Source organism: Desulfosarcina sp. BuS5, from assembly GCF_028752835.1.
Lineage (GTDB): Bacteria > Desulfobacterota > Desulfobacteria > Desulfobacterales > BuS5 > BuS5.
The window spans coordinates 742,776-760,855 of sequence record NZ_CP087952.1 but is presented as its reverse complement, the minus strand read 5'-3'; the positions used below and the strand labels follow the sequence as shown (position 1 = coordinate 760,855).

Annotated in this window: 26 protein-coding genes and 1 pseudogene; 1 reads left to right on the top strand and 26 read right to left on the bottom strand. The window is 43.7% G+C overall.

The window, feature by feature from the left end; translation table 11 throughout:
• The first annotated feature begins 23 nt into the window (after window positions 1–23).
• Complete coding sequence (locus BuS5_RS03640; RefSeq protein ID WP_084445733.1) at window positions 24–482, top strand: DnaJ domain-containing protein; 459 nt, start codon at window positions 24–26, stop codon at window positions 480–482.
• Between the two features lie 11 nt (window positions 483–493).
• On the opposite strand, the gene BuS5_RS03635 is transcribed toward BuS5_RS03640, so the two are convergent.
• The 26 genes and pseudogenes from BuS5_RS03635 to BuS5_RS03520 form a co-directional block, all read right to left on the bottom strand.
• Window positions 494–757 carry a DUF2442 domain-containing protein gene (locus BuS5_RS03635; RefSeq protein ID WP_198012204.1) on the bottom strand — a complete coding sequence of 88 codons (264 nt, stop codon included), beginning with the start codon at window positions 755–757 and terminating at the stop codon, window positions 494–496.
• A complete protein-coding gene (locus BuS5_RS20335; protein WP_369707406.1) occupies window positions 705–887 on the bottom strand; it encodes a DUF4160 domain-containing protein in 183 nt (60 codons plus the stop codon). The genes BuS5_RS03635 and BuS5_RS20335 overlap by 53 nt, the downstream gene beginning before the upstream one ends.
• An 89-nt stretch (window positions 888–976) precedes the next feature.
• Window positions 977–2,434 carry a cysteine--tRNA ligase gene (gene cysS, locus BuS5_RS03630; RefSeq protein ID WP_027353394.1) on the bottom strand — a complete coding sequence of 486 codons (1,458 nt, stop codon included), beginning with the start codon at window positions 2,432–2,434 and terminating at the stop codon, window positions 977–979.
• Window positions 2,435–2,446: 12 nt separating this feature from the next.
• Entirely contained in the window at window positions 2,447–2,914 is a 468-nt protein-coding gene (gene ispF, locus BuS5_RS03625; protein ID WP_027353393.1) for a 2-C-methyl-D-erythritol 2,4-cyclodiphosphate synthase, read from the bottom strand.
• A gap of 162 nt (window positions 2,915–3,076) precedes the next feature.
• Window positions 3,077–3,178 carry a DUF433 domain-containing protein gene (locus tag BuS5_RS20330; RefSeq protein WP_084445730.1) on the bottom strand — a complete coding sequence of 34 codons (102 nt, stop codon included), beginning with the start codon at window positions 3,176–3,178 and terminating at the stop codon, window positions 3,077–3,079.
• A 233-nt stretch (window positions 3,179–3,411) separates the two neighbouring features.
• Complete coding sequence (locus BuS5_RS03620) at window positions 3,412–3,666, bottom strand: hypothetical protein (RefSeq protein ID WP_035264740.1); 255 nt, start codon at window positions 3,664–3,666, stop codon at window positions 3,412–3,414.
• A gap of 342 nt (window positions 3,667–4,008) precedes the next feature.
• Window positions 4,009–4,170: pseudogene (locus BuS5_RS03615) on the bottom strand (2-C-methyl-D-erythritol 2,4-cyclodiphosphate synthase); the annotation flags it as partial.
• Window positions 4,171–4,188: 18 nt separating this feature from the next.
• Entirely contained in the window at window positions 4,189–4,410 is a 222-nt protein-coding gene (locus BuS5_RS03610) for a pilus assembly protein HicB (RefSeq protein ID WP_027353392.1), read from the bottom strand.
• Window positions 4,407–4,610 carry a type II toxin-antitoxin system HicA family toxin gene (locus BuS5_RS03605; RefSeq protein ID WP_027353391.1) on the bottom strand — a complete coding sequence of 68 codons (204 nt, stop codon included), beginning with the start codon at window positions 4,608–4,610 and terminating at the stop codon, window positions 4,407–4,409. The genes BuS5_RS03610 and BuS5_RS03605 overlap by 4 nt, the downstream gene beginning before the upstream one ends.
• A gap of 14 nt (window positions 4,611–4,624) precedes the next feature.
• The gene (locus BuS5_RS03600) at window positions 4,625–5,377 is read right to left on the bottom strand and encodes a hypothetical protein (protein ID WP_027353390.1); all 753 of its coding nucleotides are present in this window, start codon (window positions 5,375–5,377) and stop codon (window positions 4,625–4,627) included.
• Window positions 5,322–6,686, bottom strand: a complete 1,365-nt coding sequence (locus tag BuS5_RS03595; protein WP_157487340.1) for a hypothetical protein — start codon at window positions 6,684–6,686, stop codon at window positions 5,322–5,324. The genes BuS5_RS03600 and BuS5_RS03595 overlap by 56 nt, the downstream gene beginning before the upstream one ends.
• Before the next feature lie 17 nt (window positions 6,687–6,703).
• A complete protein-coding gene (locus BuS5_RS03590) occupies window positions 6,704–7,219 on the bottom strand; it encodes a PulJ/GspJ family protein (protein ID WP_198012203.1) in 516 nt (171 codons plus the stop codon).
• Between the two features lie 433 nt (window positions 7,220–7,652).
• Window positions 7,653–7,853 (bottom strand): addiction module protein, encoded by a 201-nt coding sequence (locus BuS5_RS03585; RefSeq protein WP_027353387.1) that lies wholly within the window; start codon window positions 7,851–7,853, stop codon window positions 7,653–7,655.
• An 84-nt stretch (window positions 7,854–7,937) separates the two neighbouring features.
• Window positions 7,938–8,201, bottom strand: a complete 264-nt coding sequence (locus tag BuS5_RS03580) for a DUF2442 domain-containing protein (RefSeq protein WP_027353386.1) — start codon at window positions 8,199–8,201, stop codon at window positions 7,938–7,940.
• Window positions 8,198–8,503 (bottom strand): DUF4160 domain-containing protein, encoded by a 306-nt coding sequence (locus BuS5_RS03575; protein WP_027353385.1) that lies wholly within the window; start codon window positions 8,501–8,503, stop codon window positions 8,198–8,200. Before BuS5_RS03575 ends, BuS5_RS03580 begins: the two co-directional genes overlap by 4 nt.
• Window positions 8,504–8,521: 18 nt before the next feature.
• Entirely contained in the window at window positions 8,522–8,968 is a 447-nt protein-coding gene (locus BuS5_RS03570) for a hypothetical protein (RefSeq protein WP_027353384.1), read from the bottom strand.
• Window positions 8,965–9,483 (bottom strand): pilus assembly FimT family protein, encoded by a 519-nt coding sequence (locus BuS5_RS03565; protein WP_027353383.1) that lies wholly within the window; start codon window positions 9,481–9,483, stop codon window positions 8,965–8,967. Before BuS5_RS03565 ends, BuS5_RS03570 begins: the two co-directional genes overlap by 4 nt.
• A gap of 5 nt (window positions 9,484–9,488) precedes the next feature.
• Complete coding sequence (locus BuS5_RS03560; RefSeq protein WP_027353382.1) at window positions 9,489–9,824, bottom strand: HepT-like ribonuclease domain-containing protein; 336 nt, start codon at window positions 9,822–9,824, stop codon at window positions 9,489–9,491.
• Complete coding sequence (locus BuS5_RS03555) at window positions 9,821–10,099, bottom strand: nucleotidyltransferase family protein (RefSeq protein WP_035264737.1); 279 nt, start codon at window positions 10,097–10,099, stop codon at window positions 9,821–9,823. The genes BuS5_RS03560 and BuS5_RS03555 overlap by 4 nt, the downstream gene beginning before the upstream one ends.
• Before the next feature lie 222 nt (window positions 10,100–10,321).
• On the bottom strand, window positions 10,322–10,771 hold the full coding sequence (locus BuS5_RS03550; RefSeq protein WP_084445744.1) for a prepilin-type N-terminal cleavage/methylation domain-containing protein: 450 nt from the start codon (window positions 10,769–10,771) through the stop codon (window positions 10,322–10,324).
• Between the two features lie 351 nt (window positions 10,772–11,122).
• On the bottom strand, window positions 11,123–11,422 hold the full coding sequence (locus BuS5_RS03545; RefSeq protein ID WP_027353380.1) for a HigA family addiction module antitoxin: 300 nt from the start codon (window positions 11,420–11,422) through the stop codon (window positions 11,123–11,125).
• An 8-nt stretch (window positions 11,423–11,430) separates the two neighbouring features.
• Window positions 11,431–11,649 carry a type II toxin-antitoxin system RelE/ParE family toxin gene (locus tag BuS5_RS03540; RefSeq protein WP_232223022.1) on the bottom strand — a complete coding sequence of 73 codons (219 nt, stop codon included), beginning with the start codon at window positions 11,647–11,649 and terminating at the stop codon, window positions 11,431–11,433.
• A 256-nt stretch (window positions 11,650–11,905) separates the two neighbouring features.
• Window positions 11,906–13,240 carry a sigma-54 interaction domain-containing protein gene (locus BuS5_RS03535; protein ID WP_027353379.1) on the bottom strand — a complete coding sequence of 445 codons (1,335 nt, stop codon included), beginning with the start codon at window positions 13,238–13,240 and terminating at the stop codon, window positions 11,906–11,908.
• Between the two features lie 19 nt (window positions 13,241–13,259).
• Window positions 13,260–14,480: a type II secretion system F family protein gene (locus tag BuS5_RS03530; protein ID WP_027353378.1), complete on the bottom strand. Its 1,221-nt coding sequence runs from the start codon at window positions 14,478–14,480 to the stop codon at window positions 13,260–13,262.
• A 145-nt stretch (window positions 14,481–14,625) separates the two neighbouring features.
• Window positions 14,626–16,335, bottom strand: a complete 1,710-nt coding sequence (locus BuS5_RS03525) for a GspE/PulE family protein (RefSeq protein ID WP_027353377.1) — start codon at window positions 16,333–16,335, stop codon at window positions 14,626–14,628.
• Window positions 16,332–18,080 carry an AAA family ATPase gene (locus tag BuS5_RS03520; RefSeq protein WP_051374642.1) on the bottom strand — a complete coding sequence of 583 codons (1,749 nt, stop codon included), beginning with the start codon at window positions 18,078–18,080 and terminating at the stop codon, window positions 16,332–16,334. Before BuS5_RS03520 ends, BuS5_RS03525 begins: the two co-directional genes overlap by 4 nt.

Here is an 18,080-nt window from a genome sequence, read left to right as displayed (position 1 = left end):
AAACAAAGCCCTGTTCAACGAATATGAAAATAATATTAACTATCCTGGCGCTATTATACATAATCTGCCCATACGATTTAATGCCCGATTTTATTGCCGGATGGGGATGGCTCGATGATCTGGTAATATTCTGGCTTATGTGGCGCAAGTTTTATTCGAGCAAAAAAAAACCCTCACGCTTCGGCTATTCCGGGCAGCAAAACCGCCAAGCCTATAACCAGGCATATAACCAGAACGATAATAAGTCATATAATAAAGAACAAAAACAGGAATCCTCATCCTCCACAGAAATAAAAAATCCGTATAATGTGCTGGATGTCAGCAGAAATGCGTCCCAGGAAGAGATAAAAAAAGCTTACAGAAAACTGGCCAACCAGTATCATCCGGATAAAGTCGCGCACCTGGGCGACGAATTCAAAAAACTTGCCGAAGAACGTTTTAAGGAAATCCAGGAAGCCTATCAGAGCTTGAAAATTAAATAATGCCTTATACTCTATACTGATTTTAAGGGAAACCGTTCCGGATGTTCTATTGATTCTATGCCCAAATCCACATCTAAATCCGGCCAATGGAAATGATCCGGAGATAGCTCTTTTACATTGAATATTTTTCCAACAGGGGCATCCTTGAACCATGGAAAGTCATCATAAGACATAAAAAGCTCTTTGTCTCCGGCAAGCAGCCATATCCCATGATTCGAAATATTAGTTACTTCCACTTCCGAAGTGTTTGCTCCAGGCGATTGTAAGCTCATCATAGTGTGCCTCTATAATTTTTTCTATTTTTTTGATTTTTAAACGTGACAATTGAAAATTCTTCGCCAATTCAATTTCCGGCTTCAACCAAAACTTTGCCTCTCCATCTCCACAATAAACATGGACGTGCATGCGAGGTTCTTCACGGGAAAAGAAAAAAAACCGGAAACTTTTTTCATAAAATATGGTTGGACTCATTGCCTCCCCTTATTATAAAATATTCACCCAATTTTCCACACAGTTCCTTCAGTACTGTCCTCAATAATAATATTCATATCCAGCAGCTCCTGCCTGATCTGATCAGCCCGGGCCCAGTCCTTGTTTGTGCGGGCCGCGCTCCTTTCCAGAACCATTTTATCGATTAAATCAGGATCAATGGCGCCTTTCTCAATCCCGGTGGATTTTTTTCCTGCAAAATAAACGTCCGGCGGCTCAGTCAAAATTCCAAGGATGCCGCCTGTCCTTAAAATATCTCCATATCCTGTTTTTATTATCTGCATGGTTTTTGAAGAAATATCATTATTGTTGAGCATCCGGTTTATTTTTTTGACGGAATCAAATATAATGCCGATAGCTTGCGCTGAATTAAAATCATCGTCCATGGCTTCGATAAAGCGGGCCCAGATATCTCCTTTCCCCGATTCTCCTGCAACAGCCTCTTTTTCACGCTCTTTTTCACGGCCTGGTCCCGTTTGCTTCTCTATACGTTCCAGCAGGGCATAAATTTTGTCCAGACCCGATTCAGCATCTTTAAGAGACTGATCCGTGAAATCGACCGGGCTGCGATAATGGTTGGAGAGTAAAAAAAGCCTGACAGCTTCAGGATGATACTCTTTGATAACATCCTTGATCATCAAAAAATTTCCAAGGGACTTTGACATCTTTTCCTGATTTATATTTACAAACCCGTTATGAACCCAGAACCTGACAAAAGGCTTACCGGAAGCAGATTCCGACTGCGCGATCTCATTTTCGTGATGGGGAAAAATAAGATCCTTGCCACCGCCGTGAATATCCAGGGTCTCGCCAAGATACTCGCTGCTCATGGCCGAGCATTCAATGTGCCAGCCCGGCCTTCCCTTCCCCCAGGGGCTTTCCCAGCACGGTTCACCGGGTTTGGCGGATTTCCATAGCGCGAAATCGAAGGGATTCTTTTTTCTTTGATCAACTTCAATTCTGGCACCGGCCATCATATCCTCCAATTTTCGTCCTGAAAGCCGGCCATACGCGTCAAAGGACTTCACGGAAAAATAGACATCGCCGTCAACCTGGTAGGCAATCCCTTTAGATATAAGCTTTTCTATCAAAGTGACTATCTGATCAATATTTTCCGTGGCTTTAGGCTCTATTGTCGCCCGCTCGACATTAAGGGCGTCCATATCATCGTAAAATTCCTGAATATATTTCCCTGCCAATTCCGACGAGCTAATCCCGAGTTCATTAGCCCGGTTGATTATTTTGTCGTCAACATCGGTAAAATTCCTGACATAGGTCACCTCAAAACCGAGTGCTTTTAAATAGCGAAAAATTACGTCAAAGACGACCACAGACCTGGCATGGCCGATATGACATGAGTCATAAACAGTCGGACCGCATACATACATGCCTACCCGGCCTTCAGTCAGGGGCTTGAAAATTTCCTTTTTTCCGCTTAGAGTATTGTAAATCTTGAGAGTCATATTTTTTTCCTGTTATTCAATCAGGGCCACACACATAGCTCCAATACCTTCGCCTCTGCCTGTGAAACCAAGGCCTTCGCCGGTGGTAGCCTTTATGTTTATATTTTCAGGTTTAATTCCGGCTGCTTTGGCAATATTCTTTCTCATTTCCTCCCTGTAAGGGGAAATTTTGGGAGCCTCAGCTAATATAACAGTATCCAGATTAACCACTGCAAAGCCCTTATCGGCTATCATGGAACAGGTTTTGCGCAGCAGCTTCAGGCTGGAAATATTCTTATATTGTATGTCCGTATCCGGAAAATGCAAGCCGATATCTCCCAGGCCCGCGGCTCCCAGCAAGGCGTCACAAACCGCGTGCAGGAGAACATCCGCGTCCGAGTGTCCGAGCAGCCCCTTTTCAAACGGGATTGTCACCCCCCCCAAAATGAGCTTGCGGCCTTTGACGAGCCTGTGAATATCATATCCGTTTCCTATGCGCATGGTTAATTTATTTTTCCCTTTGGCAGCTCCCTCACAACCTGTTTGTCTCAATCAATTTCAGAAGCTGTAATTACATCATGACCTGATTCCATTAAAAAACGGACTGTTATGGCGTAAACATCTTAATCTGCAAGGAATTTCATGCTGCTTCAGTCTCAATTTTTATATCTTCCGATCAAGAATATTTTGGACAGTAATTCGAGTACTAGTAATACAAGGTTTGCCAAAATGGATTTTTGGATTTACTGAAATTCTTTTTTTCATATTTTTTCCCTTTTCATAGGCATAACGTACTGCTCACTTGTCGCAAACGCTATCCGAAAAACTATCAAAAAAGTGATAAGCTGCCGCAAACCTACAAATATTCTGAATCGGCACGGCTTCTGCGATCAAGGTAGCAGATTGTTGGGCGCTTATAATTCAAATTCACTCCTTGAAATGCCGGATTGCCGGATAATGGATTGTAGTATTACAATATGAAATTCGGCATGGTACGGTTATGCCTGTTGAGCATTTTTTGAATTCTGCATTATGAATATTTTTGCAATAGACGGTTCTAAAGAAACTGGTGAAAAAAAACCGGACGGGTAAAGATAATCTTCACCTTCTTCGTCAATAACACGGATTTCGTTGTGCCTCTCAGCGTTCTCATCCGGTAAACATTGGTACACCTTCCATTGCTCCAAAGATGCTTCGTTTCCTTTATTGTTAATGCAGATGACGAGTCTCTTTCCTTTAAATTGATTTATCATGATTATTCTTCCATGTAATATTTTACCTTGATATTTTTTTTACCAATACCATGAGCTTCAAACCAATGGATTTCAGTTAGTTTCACAGAACCATCCGAAAGTCGTACGTTAGCAATTCCTTTCATTTTTTCCAGTTACCAGATCCATAAAATTTCTCAAGCCTCTTCCGTATTTTTACCGATGTACCTTTTGCTATTACTTCTTTATTTCGAATTTTGCTTAATATTTCTCTGACCTGAAAAGACATTGCTCAAAATCATTCCCAATCTTTATTCGATTTTAAATTTCTAAATGATTTTAAATTTCTAAATATAGGGGCATAATTGGACAGCCGATATCTCACAGCCCCGCGGCTCCCAGCAAGGCGTCACAGACCGCGTGCAGCAGAACATCCGCATCCGAGTATCCGAGCAGTCCCTTTTCAAACGGGATTGTCACCCCGCCTAGAATGAGCTTGCGGCCCTTTACGAGCCTGTGAACATCGTATCCGTTTCCTATGCGCATGGTCCCCGGCCATTTACCTTATGCTACGTCTCGCATCGGTCTGACTTGCGGGAAGGGAAGGGAACTTTTTTTAGACTCCAGATGGCGAATAACATCCTCAACTACTTCACATAAGTCACTATATACCTGTTGTGGGTCATCACCGTGAATCCCTGTTATAAGATCGGGACACTTGCCTATGTAAACCTGATCTTCTTCACTCCACTCCACCCATTTATGGTATTTGTCGCTCGTCTTCATTTTTTTACCTCTTCAATTGCTTGCCGTACTTGTTTTTCCTGATACTGCTTGGAATCTCCACCTGATTTTCCGCTGATGGTTACAGCGCCCGGGTAAAGGGCGTGCGCATATTTTCGATGAGATCCCTTACCTGTGCCTTTGATTTCATAGAACCCTGCCTCAACAAGCTCTTGTATCAATTCTCTTATTTTCTTTGGCATAGTTTTGCTATACTCTACTCCTGCACCGGCGGCGGAATTATCGGATCGGCTTGAATTACCGCCTGCATGGCAAAATCATCAAAATAAATCGAGGTTGAATTGATGCCGAAGGTATGCAGGCCTATTTCCGGTTTGGCAAACTTTGTGGCTGAGGTGGTGAGGCTGCCAGATCTGATCATGGTGTTTGAATCCAGTTGTTCTTCTCCTGGTAGATTCAGATTGTCATTAGCATCCCAAGCCACCAAGGTAAAATAATCAACTGCAGCTGACCATTCCTCCGTATTATCCGGAGGCCAGAAAATTGTGCCGCGGGAGGTTGCCATCTGCTGATCATCCAAAGGATCAGAACTTGGACTCCCTACGTTCTCCGCCGTTCCGTAATATGCCCGGATGTAATTATCTCTTTTGCTGTATGCATCGATCTCCTTGGTCTTCACGGTTGCGGTTATTACTGGCCTATTAACATCAATGATTTCATCAGAAGTGAATGTCCCGATTACATTATTCAGCAGAATTATCCCGGCAGCATTATTGCTTGCCCAGCTACCAGCATCATCATCATTAAGTATCGGAGAACCAACAACCCTGCCCTTTGCGCCGCTTGTCTGGCCTTTTACAATATCGCCATCTATCACAGGGACCCCCCCACCGTCAGTAAACTTTATTGACGCAGCTTCAATAATTCGCACAAGAATAGTGGCATTATCAGGGTCAAAAAGAAACCGCGTCGAAGCTTTTATATGCCAGCCATTTTCGTTCTTCGCCAATCTTTTGCCATAAAACAATGGCTGGTTGATTATTTGTTACTGGAGTTCCATCTGCCTCGTGAGGAACAAACCCATCTGGAATTGCATCAGAATCTCCGCTCTTTAAAAACGAAATACCAAAGCTCTCGGATTCTCCAATCAATTCCTCCAGCCGAAACGAAATTCCTGCCATATATGTACCCGGCACCCCGGTATCGAATCCGATCTTGACCTGGGCGTCATAACTCAAATAAGTTCCGGCATGCTTACTGGAAGATTCAAGGTCTATTTTAGTTTCTGTTTTCGTATCGAACCATTCAAAAACAGCCAGGCTGCCCGAATCGGATCCTCCCACCATGCCTGTGCCGGTTACCTTTAATGCGCTATAACCCTCTGGAACGTCATGACTGCCCAATACTGAAGTCCACCGCGATAAGCCGTCATCAAATTTTTCAGGAAATTCGACTTTTTCACCCTGCCATTTAATGGGAAGCGGGACAGAGTAAACAACCTTTCTGGCAGACTGGTAGTCCCCTGCTCCGAATATGCCTGTTGATTCTATTTTGGTAAATTTTTGTAAAACTATTTTTTCATGTGCACCAAAAGTCAAAGGTTCCATTTCATTGCTTCTGGGATCCCTGATACCTGTTAACCTGTAGCCTGTAAGATCAAACTCCTTGTATGAATATATATGACCGTTAATTTCAATTAAACCATTACGAAGGGGAAATTCCCCGGCGGTATCATCCCTGAGATCGATCGATCCATCCAAAGCCACGGTCTGAGTCTGAGCGTTATTCGTCTCTGCAACATAAAAAACATCAGTACCAACAGGAAAATGGGGTAGTAATGAAGTTATAGTAAAATTAATATTGGGATCTGATATTCCGAATGCAGAACTATAAAAATAATATCCTGAACCTATTTTAAGGTAACCCCGGGTCGGGGAGAATCCCGGGGGAAGCCCTCCGGGCGCCTTTGTATTAAGAATGTTTGTGCCAGAGGGGTCTTCGGTAACTTTTAAATAATAAGGATAAACATCAAGGTCAAAACTTCCTTCATTATCATTCAAGGTAAAAGTCCGGCCGTGAAGGGATTCCAGCATACTGTCCCTGGCGTTTTCACTTTCCGTGCCGGAAGAAAGACCTTGTATGTATCTAAAGCCGGATTCCGCCAGGTAATATGCCCTGGCTGTGCTGTTGGCCATTACCTGGTTCATGGTCGCGGTGCTGGTGAGGGAGAGGATGGCGGTGCCGAGAGCCGCAAAAAGAACCATGGCGGCAATAATGCCGATCAGGATACTCCCTTTTTGATTAGTTTTTGAAATCACGAATTTCAAAGCTCCCATCACCAATAACCCACATTTCTGGGGTGAACGAACGTGGAAAAAGTCAGGCTCCCGCCAATGACATCATTCCGTATCATATCGATCTGTATACTAATATCAGTTAAAGAGTCAATATCGTCAGTACCCTGATTCCAGATTTCATCACCCTTGTAAAAAGTCAGGGTAAATCCGTTTGCTTCAATTCCGTCAATGAGTATATCACCGTTTGCAAGCGTACTGCCGCCTGCCGCGATGCGTATCCTGCTGCCGTCGAGCCCTATTATGTATTCTCCGTCGCCGCTCTCAAAGGAAACAGAGCTGCCGGAGCAGGCCGTTATATTATAAAGTTCCTGAAACTCCCTGGTAATGCGGGCCAGCGCCATCTGCGCTTTCTGGGCGGAATGCGCGTTCTGCCGGGCAAAGACATAGCCTTTTGTGCCGGTGACAATCCCCAGGCCTGCAACCGCAACGATGATGCTGAAAATCACAAGTACAAGAATTATTTCAAGAAGTGTAAAGCCGGATTCTTTTTTCATTACATTTAACATAAATCATGTTCAGCAAAAATGTTGTTTTTTTGTCTGGTGTGTGATGTTTTGGCGGGCGATGCCCCCCTGCCTGCCCGCTTTATCGTCAACTATCCAAAGGTGAAGACCTATCAGCTTCTCCCTTTTAATATTCTTTTAATCCAGGCAGGATCACGGCGTATGGGCAAAACGGCGACAACCTGGGCAATCTTGTTCTCTATCTAGTAGTAGATAGCATAAGGAAATCGTTTAGAAAGCATCCTGTGGAGCCCAAACTTTTTGCGGTGAATGCCGGCATGTATGTAAAGTGATTCGATATCGCTGATTAAACTATCCCAAAAATAATCTCCAACCCCCGTTTCTCTTCGTTCATAAAATACCTTTCCGCCTTGCAGGTCGTCAGCAACTTCTCTTAAGGTAATGACACTTTTTACATTCATATTCAGCGATTCTTTTTCAGTTCTTCCAGGGATATGAATTCAGCTTCACCACTTTCCATTTTTCTTTTTCTTTCCTCAAGGATATTCCCATGCCATTCGGGGGATACGATTTTGGATTCCTCTTCCAACAGGGAGTTCCAAAGCGCCTCCATAACCTGAAGCCGTTCAACTGTGCTCATTTTTTTGATTTCCATTCTATTCATTTTAGGGCTCCTTATTTTTCAAACCTCTTCGGCAGGCTGATTTTTTTCTCATTCCCAGGCTCCAGCGGGGGAATGCATACCATATTATGGCCTAATTGTATTCTCATATAAATCAGCTATTGGAAAACAAAGATCATAGTCATTCCATTCTAAATCGCCATCATCCAGTTCATACTCCTTGAATTTTTTTTCGTCTAAATATTTTCTTATCAACGGATTTAAGGAGTTTGAAAGGAATGGGTAAAAATCTATAGATTGTTCCGATTTATCATTAAAAGCTAATTTTATCTTATAACCGCCAAGGTAGCTTGCTTTTTCAATTTTAATTATTTGATTCTCCTTAATCATTTGATTCTCCTCTCGATATTTTCGCAAATCACCTCTTTATGCAAGACGAAATAATCAATCCATTTTTGAACAATTTTTTCAGAATAAATATCAACAAATATCTTGAAATTTTTCAAAATATTTGCATGCAAAAGTTTACGTCCTCTTACGGGTTTTATTATAATGTCGATTACTTTTCCGTTTTCAATAATAAGTTCAGCCTTTGATTCCCTTCCTTGATGCTTTCCATGAATGTGAACGGGTTCATGTTCGTTACTATAAAATAAAATCACAATACCGAGATACACATAAATCTTTGGCATATCCGCTGTTCCTCCATTTTATGTATCGGTTTTTTTGGAAAAAAGGGCGGTTAAGGACTGGCTGCCTTTTGTTATTGTAACTTTCAGGAGGTTGCTGTCATCTACAACTACTTCATTCCCATCTGTAAATATAATATAACAATTGGTGTTAACAGTGTAATCGCCGTAATATGGAACATTCTCCTTTGTATTGCCGGCTGCAATATTACTTTGAAAAGTATCTAATGAAAATCCCTCGGGATCCGTTTTAATCAGTTCATCATAATCGGCGGTCATTTGTTCCATAATTCCGGTCAGTTCACAGCCTTGCTGAACCAGGACGACTTCCTCTCCGCTGCGGGTAACGCTTGTGCCGGTAAACTGAAAGAGCAGGGTTCCGAACAGGGCCGAGAGTATGATCAGCAAAATTATTTCGATCATGGTAAAACCGGCGCTGGTTTTTAAAATATTATCCGGACGGATCATGGAATAAAGCCTGTGTTTTTGGTGATGATTATATTTCTGCTGTCTGAACCTGAAACTGAATTAACTGTCAAGGGTGGGTAGGTATCCCACTCTGTTTGACCTGCCTCATCGGTGCAGGGCTTGCCCCAGGAATTGAAAGAGACCGTAAAAGCCCCCATAGAGATCCCTTTTTCGGCCAAGTTTACATCAACACCATCTTCGCCTGCCGGAAGAACCTTATTATTAATATTTCCATCGCGGTAAAGCCATAAATCAGTCCCGTCGCAACTGATACCCCAGACGGTTTCCGTATTCATCGATCTGACCTGGGCATAGCGCAGATAGACTTTTATCGCTTCGGTCTGGGCTTCCAGGTTTGAATCACTGAAATAAAAACGGCTTACAGCAACAGCGCTGATTGTGCTGAGGACAACTATAACCGCCAGTAATTCAACCAGGGTAAAGCCGGAATTATCGAACCGGCAAAAATGGTATAAGCGGTTCTGACTGCACGTGTATCTTTTACAAAAACGCATATATTTTATTTATCAGATTCCAGGAGCGTCCTGACCGCTTCCTTCAAAATCGGCAGGTCATCTACAACCGTCAGCCATACTTCTGAAAGATCTATACCGTCATACTGATGAATCAGAACATCTCGTAATCCTGCAAACTGCCTCCAGGGTATTTCCGAAACAGTTTGCCGTGTATCTTCGGAAAGACGTTTTACGGCTTCGCCGATAATTTCAAAATTACGAATCACCGCATCCTGTATTTTCGGATCATTTGAAAACGATAATTCGCCGTCTTCAGTATATTGTTCTATTTTCTCAATGCATTCTTTTATATGAATGAGATAAAGTCGTTGATCTTTCATAAGGGAACAGCTTCTTTCATAATTCTTTCACGAACATACCAGTGAACACTTTTTTCTGTAACAACATCCACTTTCCTGCCGAGCAAATCTTCCAAATCCTGCATCAACGCAATGCGTCTCAGCAGGCTTCCCTCCATATTTACCAGAAAATCCGCATCGCTTTCGGAATTGTTTTCGCCTCGTGCGAATGAGCCGAAAATACGTATGTTTTTTGCTCCGTATTTATCTGCCAACTGTACGATTTTATCCCGTTTCTGCCTTATCAAATCTGCCATGGCACTGATTTCCCCGCTGCTTTGGTGTATTAAGTTTTAAGTTATTAAGTTATTAAGTTTTAAGTGGCATATTTCTTAAAACTTAAAACTTAAAATATTATCCCCTTCCGTGTTTGTCAAATGAAACATCACGGCGGCCGGCGTAGAAACTAAAAAGGCGGCCTGTAATTTATACAGCGCCGCCTCATGTCAAATCCCAATTCAGCTAAAATATTATTAAAATCAAGATCCAGATGATCCCCACTCAATACCGGTAATTGTTTTTACTACAATTAGATCTGTCAAGTCGCCAACAGTCGGGGCATTAGTAACTGTAATAACAAGATCATCCGTACTCTTCTCCCATTTTATATCAAAATCACCAATGTTTTCCCCTGTCCCGGGGGTTGCACCCAAATAATCTTCTGTTTCGGTATCAGTTAAGTCGGCTATAGTGGCAGGTGCTTTTTTTTCTTTCAATATGTATTTACCAAAGGCATGGTTAAATCTGGCCGCTCCTTCGGCCAGCGCGCCGTTAATTACAGCCTGTTTTGCATCTTCCTGCATGTCAAAGAACTTGGGCACAGCCACAGCGGCCATAATGCCCAGGATGATAATAACAGCGATGATTTCAATCAGGGTGAAACCTTCCTCGTTATTAACACAGCTTCTCTTGTTCGTAAAAATTTTCATATTCACCTTCCCTGAAATAAATTCAGAATTCACTATTATTTGTTCAATGTTTCCGGCAGCCAAATCAGCACACAATCAATGCCGATAACCTGACAATGTGCAGTTTTAATGCCAATAGCCGTTCGCTTAGCATACCGCATGGAAGGAATCCGGTCTAAGGCCTTTATCAGACAGCAAAAAACTTAATAAATTATTTTTTCCCTTAAATCTTAATGCGTTATAATCGTTATTCAGATCCTGCAAAATTTGCAGGTTTTACTGCAAATTTTGCAGGTTTATTGATGGGGCGGACTGCGTTTTCAGGTTTGCCGGTCAGACCTTGCAATGTCCATGCTCTACCTGTGCCGGCTGTCAAACGGCTTGCGCAAAAATTTTTACTTCCTTCTCAAGCCGGCCTGCGAGTACCATTTTAGCCATTTCAGTCTCATAATGAGTCTGGATTCCTGTCCAGAATTCAACCGACATTCCAAAATAGCGGGCAAGGCGAAGCGCCGTATCCGCGCTGATTCCCCTTTTGCCGCGAACAATTTTGTTGATACGCATAGCCGCGACACCTATATCTTTTGCAAGGCGATATTGACTAATTCCCATAGGTTTTAAAAATTCCTCAAGCAGGATTTCACCAGGATGAACCGGTGGAAAATCTCTCATACTATACCTCAATGATAATCTGTTATTTCAACATGATATACGCCATCAGCACGCCATTTAAAACAAATACGCCACTGATCATTAATTCGAATACTGTGCCGCCCCTTCCTTGTTCCCCTTAATGCTTCCAGCCGGTTGGCAGGAGGAACCCGAAGGTCGTTAATGCCTCCGGCATTATGAAGCATAACCAGCTTACACTCAGCAAGCCTCTGAATATCATTAGGCAATTTGCTGGAAAACGACCGTTAAATATTTTTTTAGTTTCTTTGCACTTGAATGCCTTTATCATCAATATTAATAATATACCAAAGGGATAATATCGTCAAGGGTTGCTATTGTTTTAATAACACCTTGCATTATTATTGTTGCGGCATAATTTGTTTTCGCAAGTTGAATAATTATAATATTGCAGACTTTATAACTTCCCCGGTTTTTCAAATCATAGCCCATCATTTAATCATACAAATCACAGTTCAGACATTCTCACCCGGCATCGGACTTGAATGAATTAACATCAATGCCGTACTTTTTAATCCGGTGCCACAAACTTCGCTCTTTAATGCCAAGCATTTTGGCGGCCCTGATCTGCACACCTCCGGTCCGGTTAAGGGCCGCGATAATAATCCCTTTTTCATATTCCTGAATACGCTGATCAATATTACAGCTTGAATTATCTGATTCATCTCCGGCAAAAATTGAACCAGCCTCTTGCGGGTATTTTGCAATAAGTGACAAGAGCTGCACCGGTTCAATCGTATCCTTTGCAGTAATTGATGCGGATTCAATTATATTTTGAAGTTCCCTGACATTCCCGGGCCAGTGATAAGCGGAAAGGATGTTCATGCTTTCAGGGGCTATATCGACCCCCTTTCCCAGCTTTTTAATAAAATGATCGGCTATGGCCGGGATATCCTCTTTTCTTTCACGCAAGGGAGGAATAATGATTGAAAAAACATTGAGCCGGTAGAAAAGATCCCGGCGGAATCTGTTTTGTTTTACCATCTCTTCCAGGTTCCGGTTTGTGGCGGCGATGATCCGCACATCCACCCTGATCTGCTGTGAGCCTCCCACCCGTTCTATATACCGGTTCTCCAGAACTCGCAGCAGCTTGGCCTGGGTATCGAGGGGCATGTCCCCGATTTCATCCAGGAATATTGTCCCCTTGTCGGCAAGTTCAAAGCGGCCGGTTTTCCTGGCTCCTGCATCTGTAAAGGAGCCCTTTTCATGTCCGAAAAGTTCACTCTCAAGCAGGCCGGCAGGTATGGCCGCGCAATTAATCGTAACAAAGGGTTTATCTTTGCGGCGGCTGTGCTTGTAAATACTAGTGGCGACCAGTTCCTTGCCGGTGCCGGTTTCTCCCAGGATAAGAACCGTTGAATCGGTCGGGGCTACTTTTATAATCCGGTTCAATACACCCCTTATCCCCCGGCTGCTGCCCGTTATCAGGGGGAAAAGCTTCCGCGCCTCCACCCTTGAAAGGAGTTCCGTGACCTGATCAAAAACAGAGGTGAAGCGTCCCATATCATCCTTGAGGGATTCTTTTATGCCCGTATTTTTTTGCACTACCCCAAGGTTTTCGGCTTTTTGAACAAAACGTTCCAGTGGACCTATTATAATTTTTGCTATCAAAAAACTGATGCAGCCGGTAAAAACAAGCATAACCATGCCCCAGAAAGCCGCCGGCCAGAAAGGGTTCAAGCCTTTTCGCAGATAATAGGCCGTGATTTCATAGGTGATAATCACGGCAAAAGTCACAGCGCCCATTGAGATAAGCGGTATTATAACATACAGGCTGATGTTAAATCTAAAATTTTTCATTGCCTACGCATACCTGCTCCTACCTCACCATTTTGGCCATATCCCACATCGGCAGGAATACTGACAAGGCAAAAAAACCTACGACAATAGCCAGTCCGATGGTCAGGATCGGACCGATTGCTTCAGACAATCTTTTAATATTATACTCAAGCTCTGCATCATAATGATCCGAAATTTCTCCCAGCATTTCATCAAGATTGCCGGTTTCCTCCCCTATGGAGACCATATTTGTAACCATGGGCGTAAAATATTTGGCCGCCCTTAGCGGCTCTGCGATACCTCTTCCTTCTTCAAGACGATCCGATATCAGGTCAAATTCTCTTGCAATTGCCCTGTTGTTTACGGTGCCTGCAAGAATCTTGAGGGAGTTCAAAGCACTCACCCCGCTTGACTGAAGTATGGCAAATATGCTGGCAAAGCGTGACATGACGGACTTGACGAACATAGGACCCAGCAGGGGTATCTTCATCATTAAGGCATCCAGCGCATACCGGCCGCGTTTCGTTCTTAGATAACAGAACATGGATATCACCACTGCGACTATAAGCCCGGCGACTATATACCAGTATCCGGTAATAAACTGGTACATAAGTATGCAGATCCTGGTGGGAGCAGGTATATCAACACCTGATTTAACAAAAACATTAACAAACTTCGGAATAACCAGGGTCAACAGAATAAAAAAAGCCGAAAATAGAAAAAAGAGAACAATCACCGGATACGTAAGCGCTGCCTTGATATCTGTTTTAAGCTTGTTTTCATGTTCTATAATATAAATCAGCCGTTCAAGGACTTCCGGCAGCTTGCCGCTGGCTTCACCGGCACGCACCATGCTGCAGTATAAATTGGAAAATGTTTCCGGATGCTTTTTAAAAGCATTAAAAAGGCTTTCACCCCTGGTAATATCCTGGGGCATTAACCCTGCTATTTTTTTCAGCTTTTTATTCTCGGTCTGGTTTTCGAGAACATGAAGCAGCTTTAAGGTGGGCACTCCGGCTTTGGTCATGGTTTTGAACTGTTTTGTAAAAACAATCAGATCCTGAGCCCTGGCGGAGACCATTTTATTCTTAAGTAATGCCAGGGCCGGTGGTAACAGACTGTCCTCCTGTTCAGAGATCTTCAAAGGTATAAATCCCCGCCCGGCAAGAATATTGCCAACCGCGTCCGGGGAATCGGCTTCAATTACACCGGCTGCCCGACCACCTGTTTCGTTTATGGCTTTGTATGAATATTTCGGCATTAGGAAACCTTTATAAATTTATAGATTTTCAGATAATTACCAGATTTCAATTTTGGCACAAGGCCAAGGGTGGTAGAGACGCAAAATTTTGCGTCTCTACTTCAACGACCGATAACGCAGTGAAATGAATTATCTGGAAATCTATCTATATCATCACGGCGGATGCCGCTTCTTCAAGTGTTGTGATACCCTGGGCGACCTTCCTTACCGCATCTTCCCGAAGGGTTGAGAGACTTCCGGACTGACTGGCAGCGCGGGTTATCTCCAGGGCTGACTTGTGTTTCAGTATCATATCCTGAATCATATCGTCGATAATAAGAACCTCGAATATTCCCGTCCGGCCGCTGTAACCTTTATCCATACAATTCATGCAGCCGCTTCCGCGCACAAAATCAGCGCCTTCTACTTTATCAAGCCCCCAGTACTTTAAAGCCTCTTCCGGAGGCCGGAAGGGCTTTTTGCAGTAAGGACATACTTTCCTTATCAAGCGCTGGGCAACAGATACAAGGATTACCGAAGATACCAGGAAAGGCTCTATGCCCATATCTATAAATCTTGTGATGGCGCCGGCGGCATCATTGGTATGAACCGTGCTCAAGACCCGGTGACCGGTCAGAGCCGACTGAACTGCGAGTGTCGCGGTCTCTCCGTCGCGAATCTCGCCGACCATTATAACATCCGGATCCTGGCGCAGTATAGACCGCAACCCGCCGGCAAAGGTCATCCCGGCTTTTCGATTAAGCTGGATCTGCCTTATTTTTTTAAGCCTGTATTCAACAGGATCTTCCAGGGTAATTATATTAATATCCGGTGTATTTATCTTCTTGAGAATGGAATAGAGCGTGGTGCTCTTGCCGCTGCCGGTGGGACCGGTGCTCAGAATCATTCCATGAGGCTTTACGATCATACTCTCTATCTTTTTACGGTCACCTTTCGACATTCCCAGGCTGTCCAGGGTATGTATGGCAGCGCTGGTATCAAGCAGCCGAAGGACAATGTTTTCACCATAAATAGTCGGCACGGTCGAAGCCCTGAAATTTATCTCCTTGTTGTCCATCTTGACCGTAAATCGTCCGTCTTGGGGAATCCTGGATAATGCAATATCCATATTGGCAAGAATTTTAAGCCTGGATATTACGGGCAAAATCATGGATTTGGGCGGAGCCGGCACTTCATGCAGCTTTCCGTCCACCCGGAACCGGACCTGCACATAATCCTTTTCAGGACTTATATGAATATCACTGGCGCTTTCCCGGACAGCCTGGGACAAAACCGAATTTACAAGCCGAACTACCGGAGCCTCTTCAGCCATATCCTGCAGAGATCCGACTTCAACATCATCGCCGTAAACAGCCTCATCCTGTCTTTTGCCGGCATCAACCTCAATACCATTCATGCTGTCCAGCACACCGCCGATACCGGAATATGTGCCGTAGAGCACATTGATCAGATGAACAAGCTCCTGATTGGTGCAGATAATGGCTTCTATCTCTGTATTGGTATGCACCTCGATTGCATCCAGGGCCGCAATATCCATAGGATCAGTCATGGCCACGGTAAGCAGAAAACTGCTGCTGCAAAGCGGAACAGCCTGGTATTTATGAGCTATTTCCACGGGGATTATCCTTGCCAGAGCCATATCTACAGGATAATCATCAGGATGATATTTTTTGATATTAAGCTGGGTTGAAATAAGCTCCACGATCTGGGTGCTGCTTACTATCCCTTCCCTTACAAGGAACTGACCCAGCTTTATATTGTTCCTTTTATGATCCGGCATTGCCTGCCGGAGCTGCTCCTCGCTTAAAAGGCCGCCCTCTACAAGCATTTCTCCAAGTTTTTTATTAGCTATCAATTTACCGGGCCTCCAGTCCTGACTTGCAAACCTGACTCCCAAACAGGATCGGCAAAAAAAACCGTGTCATCATTCTGCAGTAAAATGACTTCCCCGTCCGGATATGCAGTCGGATCCAGGGACCTGAAACGTTTTAAAGCGGATGCTTCCGTGATAAAAATATCTTTCAGAAATATTGTATATTTAAGACCGGCATGTTTATTCCAATATGGAATTAAATGTGCCGGAGGAGCGTCTTCAGGGTATAACCTGAGGTATTCAAGTGCGTCTGCAAGAAATTTTTTTTCTTCAAGCTTGACAAACCATGCCCTGGGGGGAAATGTTTTGTTTTCAACGGGTGTTGCCGGAAGAGTAATCTTTTGTCCCACCTCAACATGATCCTGATTTTTAATTTCAGGATTTATTAAAAGCACTGCTTTTAAATATTGAGGAGTGCATAAACCGTAAACCTTTTCCAGCAACCGCCACAGGGTCTCATTCTCCTTTAAGCGTACCGAACCCAGAATAATCGGTTTGGGCATAATCGGTTTGGGCACAAGCGGCATAGGCGTATAATTTTCCACCGGACTATGATTATTGACAACTGCCTGGTCTTGTTTTTTCGGCTCTTCCTGCTTTTTGGGTCCCGGCGGGTTGTTTAAAGGTGTTACAGCCTGCTCTGTATCAATAACAGCTTCCGGCCCGCGCTCGGCATCATTTATATTAACCGGATCAATATTCTCAGGCACTTTCGTGCTCTCCATTGTTTCCGCCGCATCAAAGCTGAAATCCGGCTCCTGCAGAGAAGCCTCTATGCTTTGATCATTCAGAGAAATAAAGGGATTCAAGATTTCCGGCCGGAATTCATATATAAAAAGAGCGCTCACAAGACAGACAAGCAGCAGCGCCGCAAGCGCCGGAAATCTTTTTCTATAGAGCGAAGGGAGCGAACGCTTTACGCAGGAACGTACCAGGCGCAGCCCGGCCGTGGTTTTATTCTGGATAATCATGGCCAAAAGGCTGGTATGACATAATGTTACAATTTTGCGCGGGTACCCTCCGGTAAACCTGTATATCGCCCATAAAGCGGAGTGACTGAACGGGTTAAAAACGCGCCCGGCAGCTTCCGCCGATTTTTCCAGACGATACTCGATCATAGCCTTTGTGCCTGAAAAATTCATCGGTTTCAGGATATGATAAAGATTTATTCTGTCCGCAAAATTCTTATAGTTTTCAAGTCGCTTTTCTATTTCTCTTTGAGCAAAAATAACTATCTGCAGCAACTTGTGCTGATTGGTTTCAAAATTGAGGAACTCACGCAGAATTTCAAGGCAGGGAAGGGGAATTTTCTGGCCCTCATCAATAATCAGAACGATAATTTTTTTCTCGTCAACGCCTCTCCGAAAAATATTCTGCTTGATAATCTCTTTTATCTGCCTTTCCCCGGCATTTTTGTCAGGCTGTTCCTCATTGAATATCTCTGCAACTGTAACAAGAAATTCCAGGGGACTGCCGAAATCGGGATCCAGGATAAGGTGCGTATCTATTTTATCATCAGATGCAAAATTTCGAATAAGCTGCCGGCAGAGGGTGGTTTTGCCGGCGCCCACGTCGCCCACAACAAAATTAAGGCCCCGGCGCAGGCGCACGGAAAGTTCAATCTTCTGCAGGCAGTCCAGATGCTGCCTGGACCGGTAGAAAAAATCGGGATCAGGTGAATTGGAAAAAGGTTCTTTTTCAAGATTAAGGATCCGAAAATAATCCAT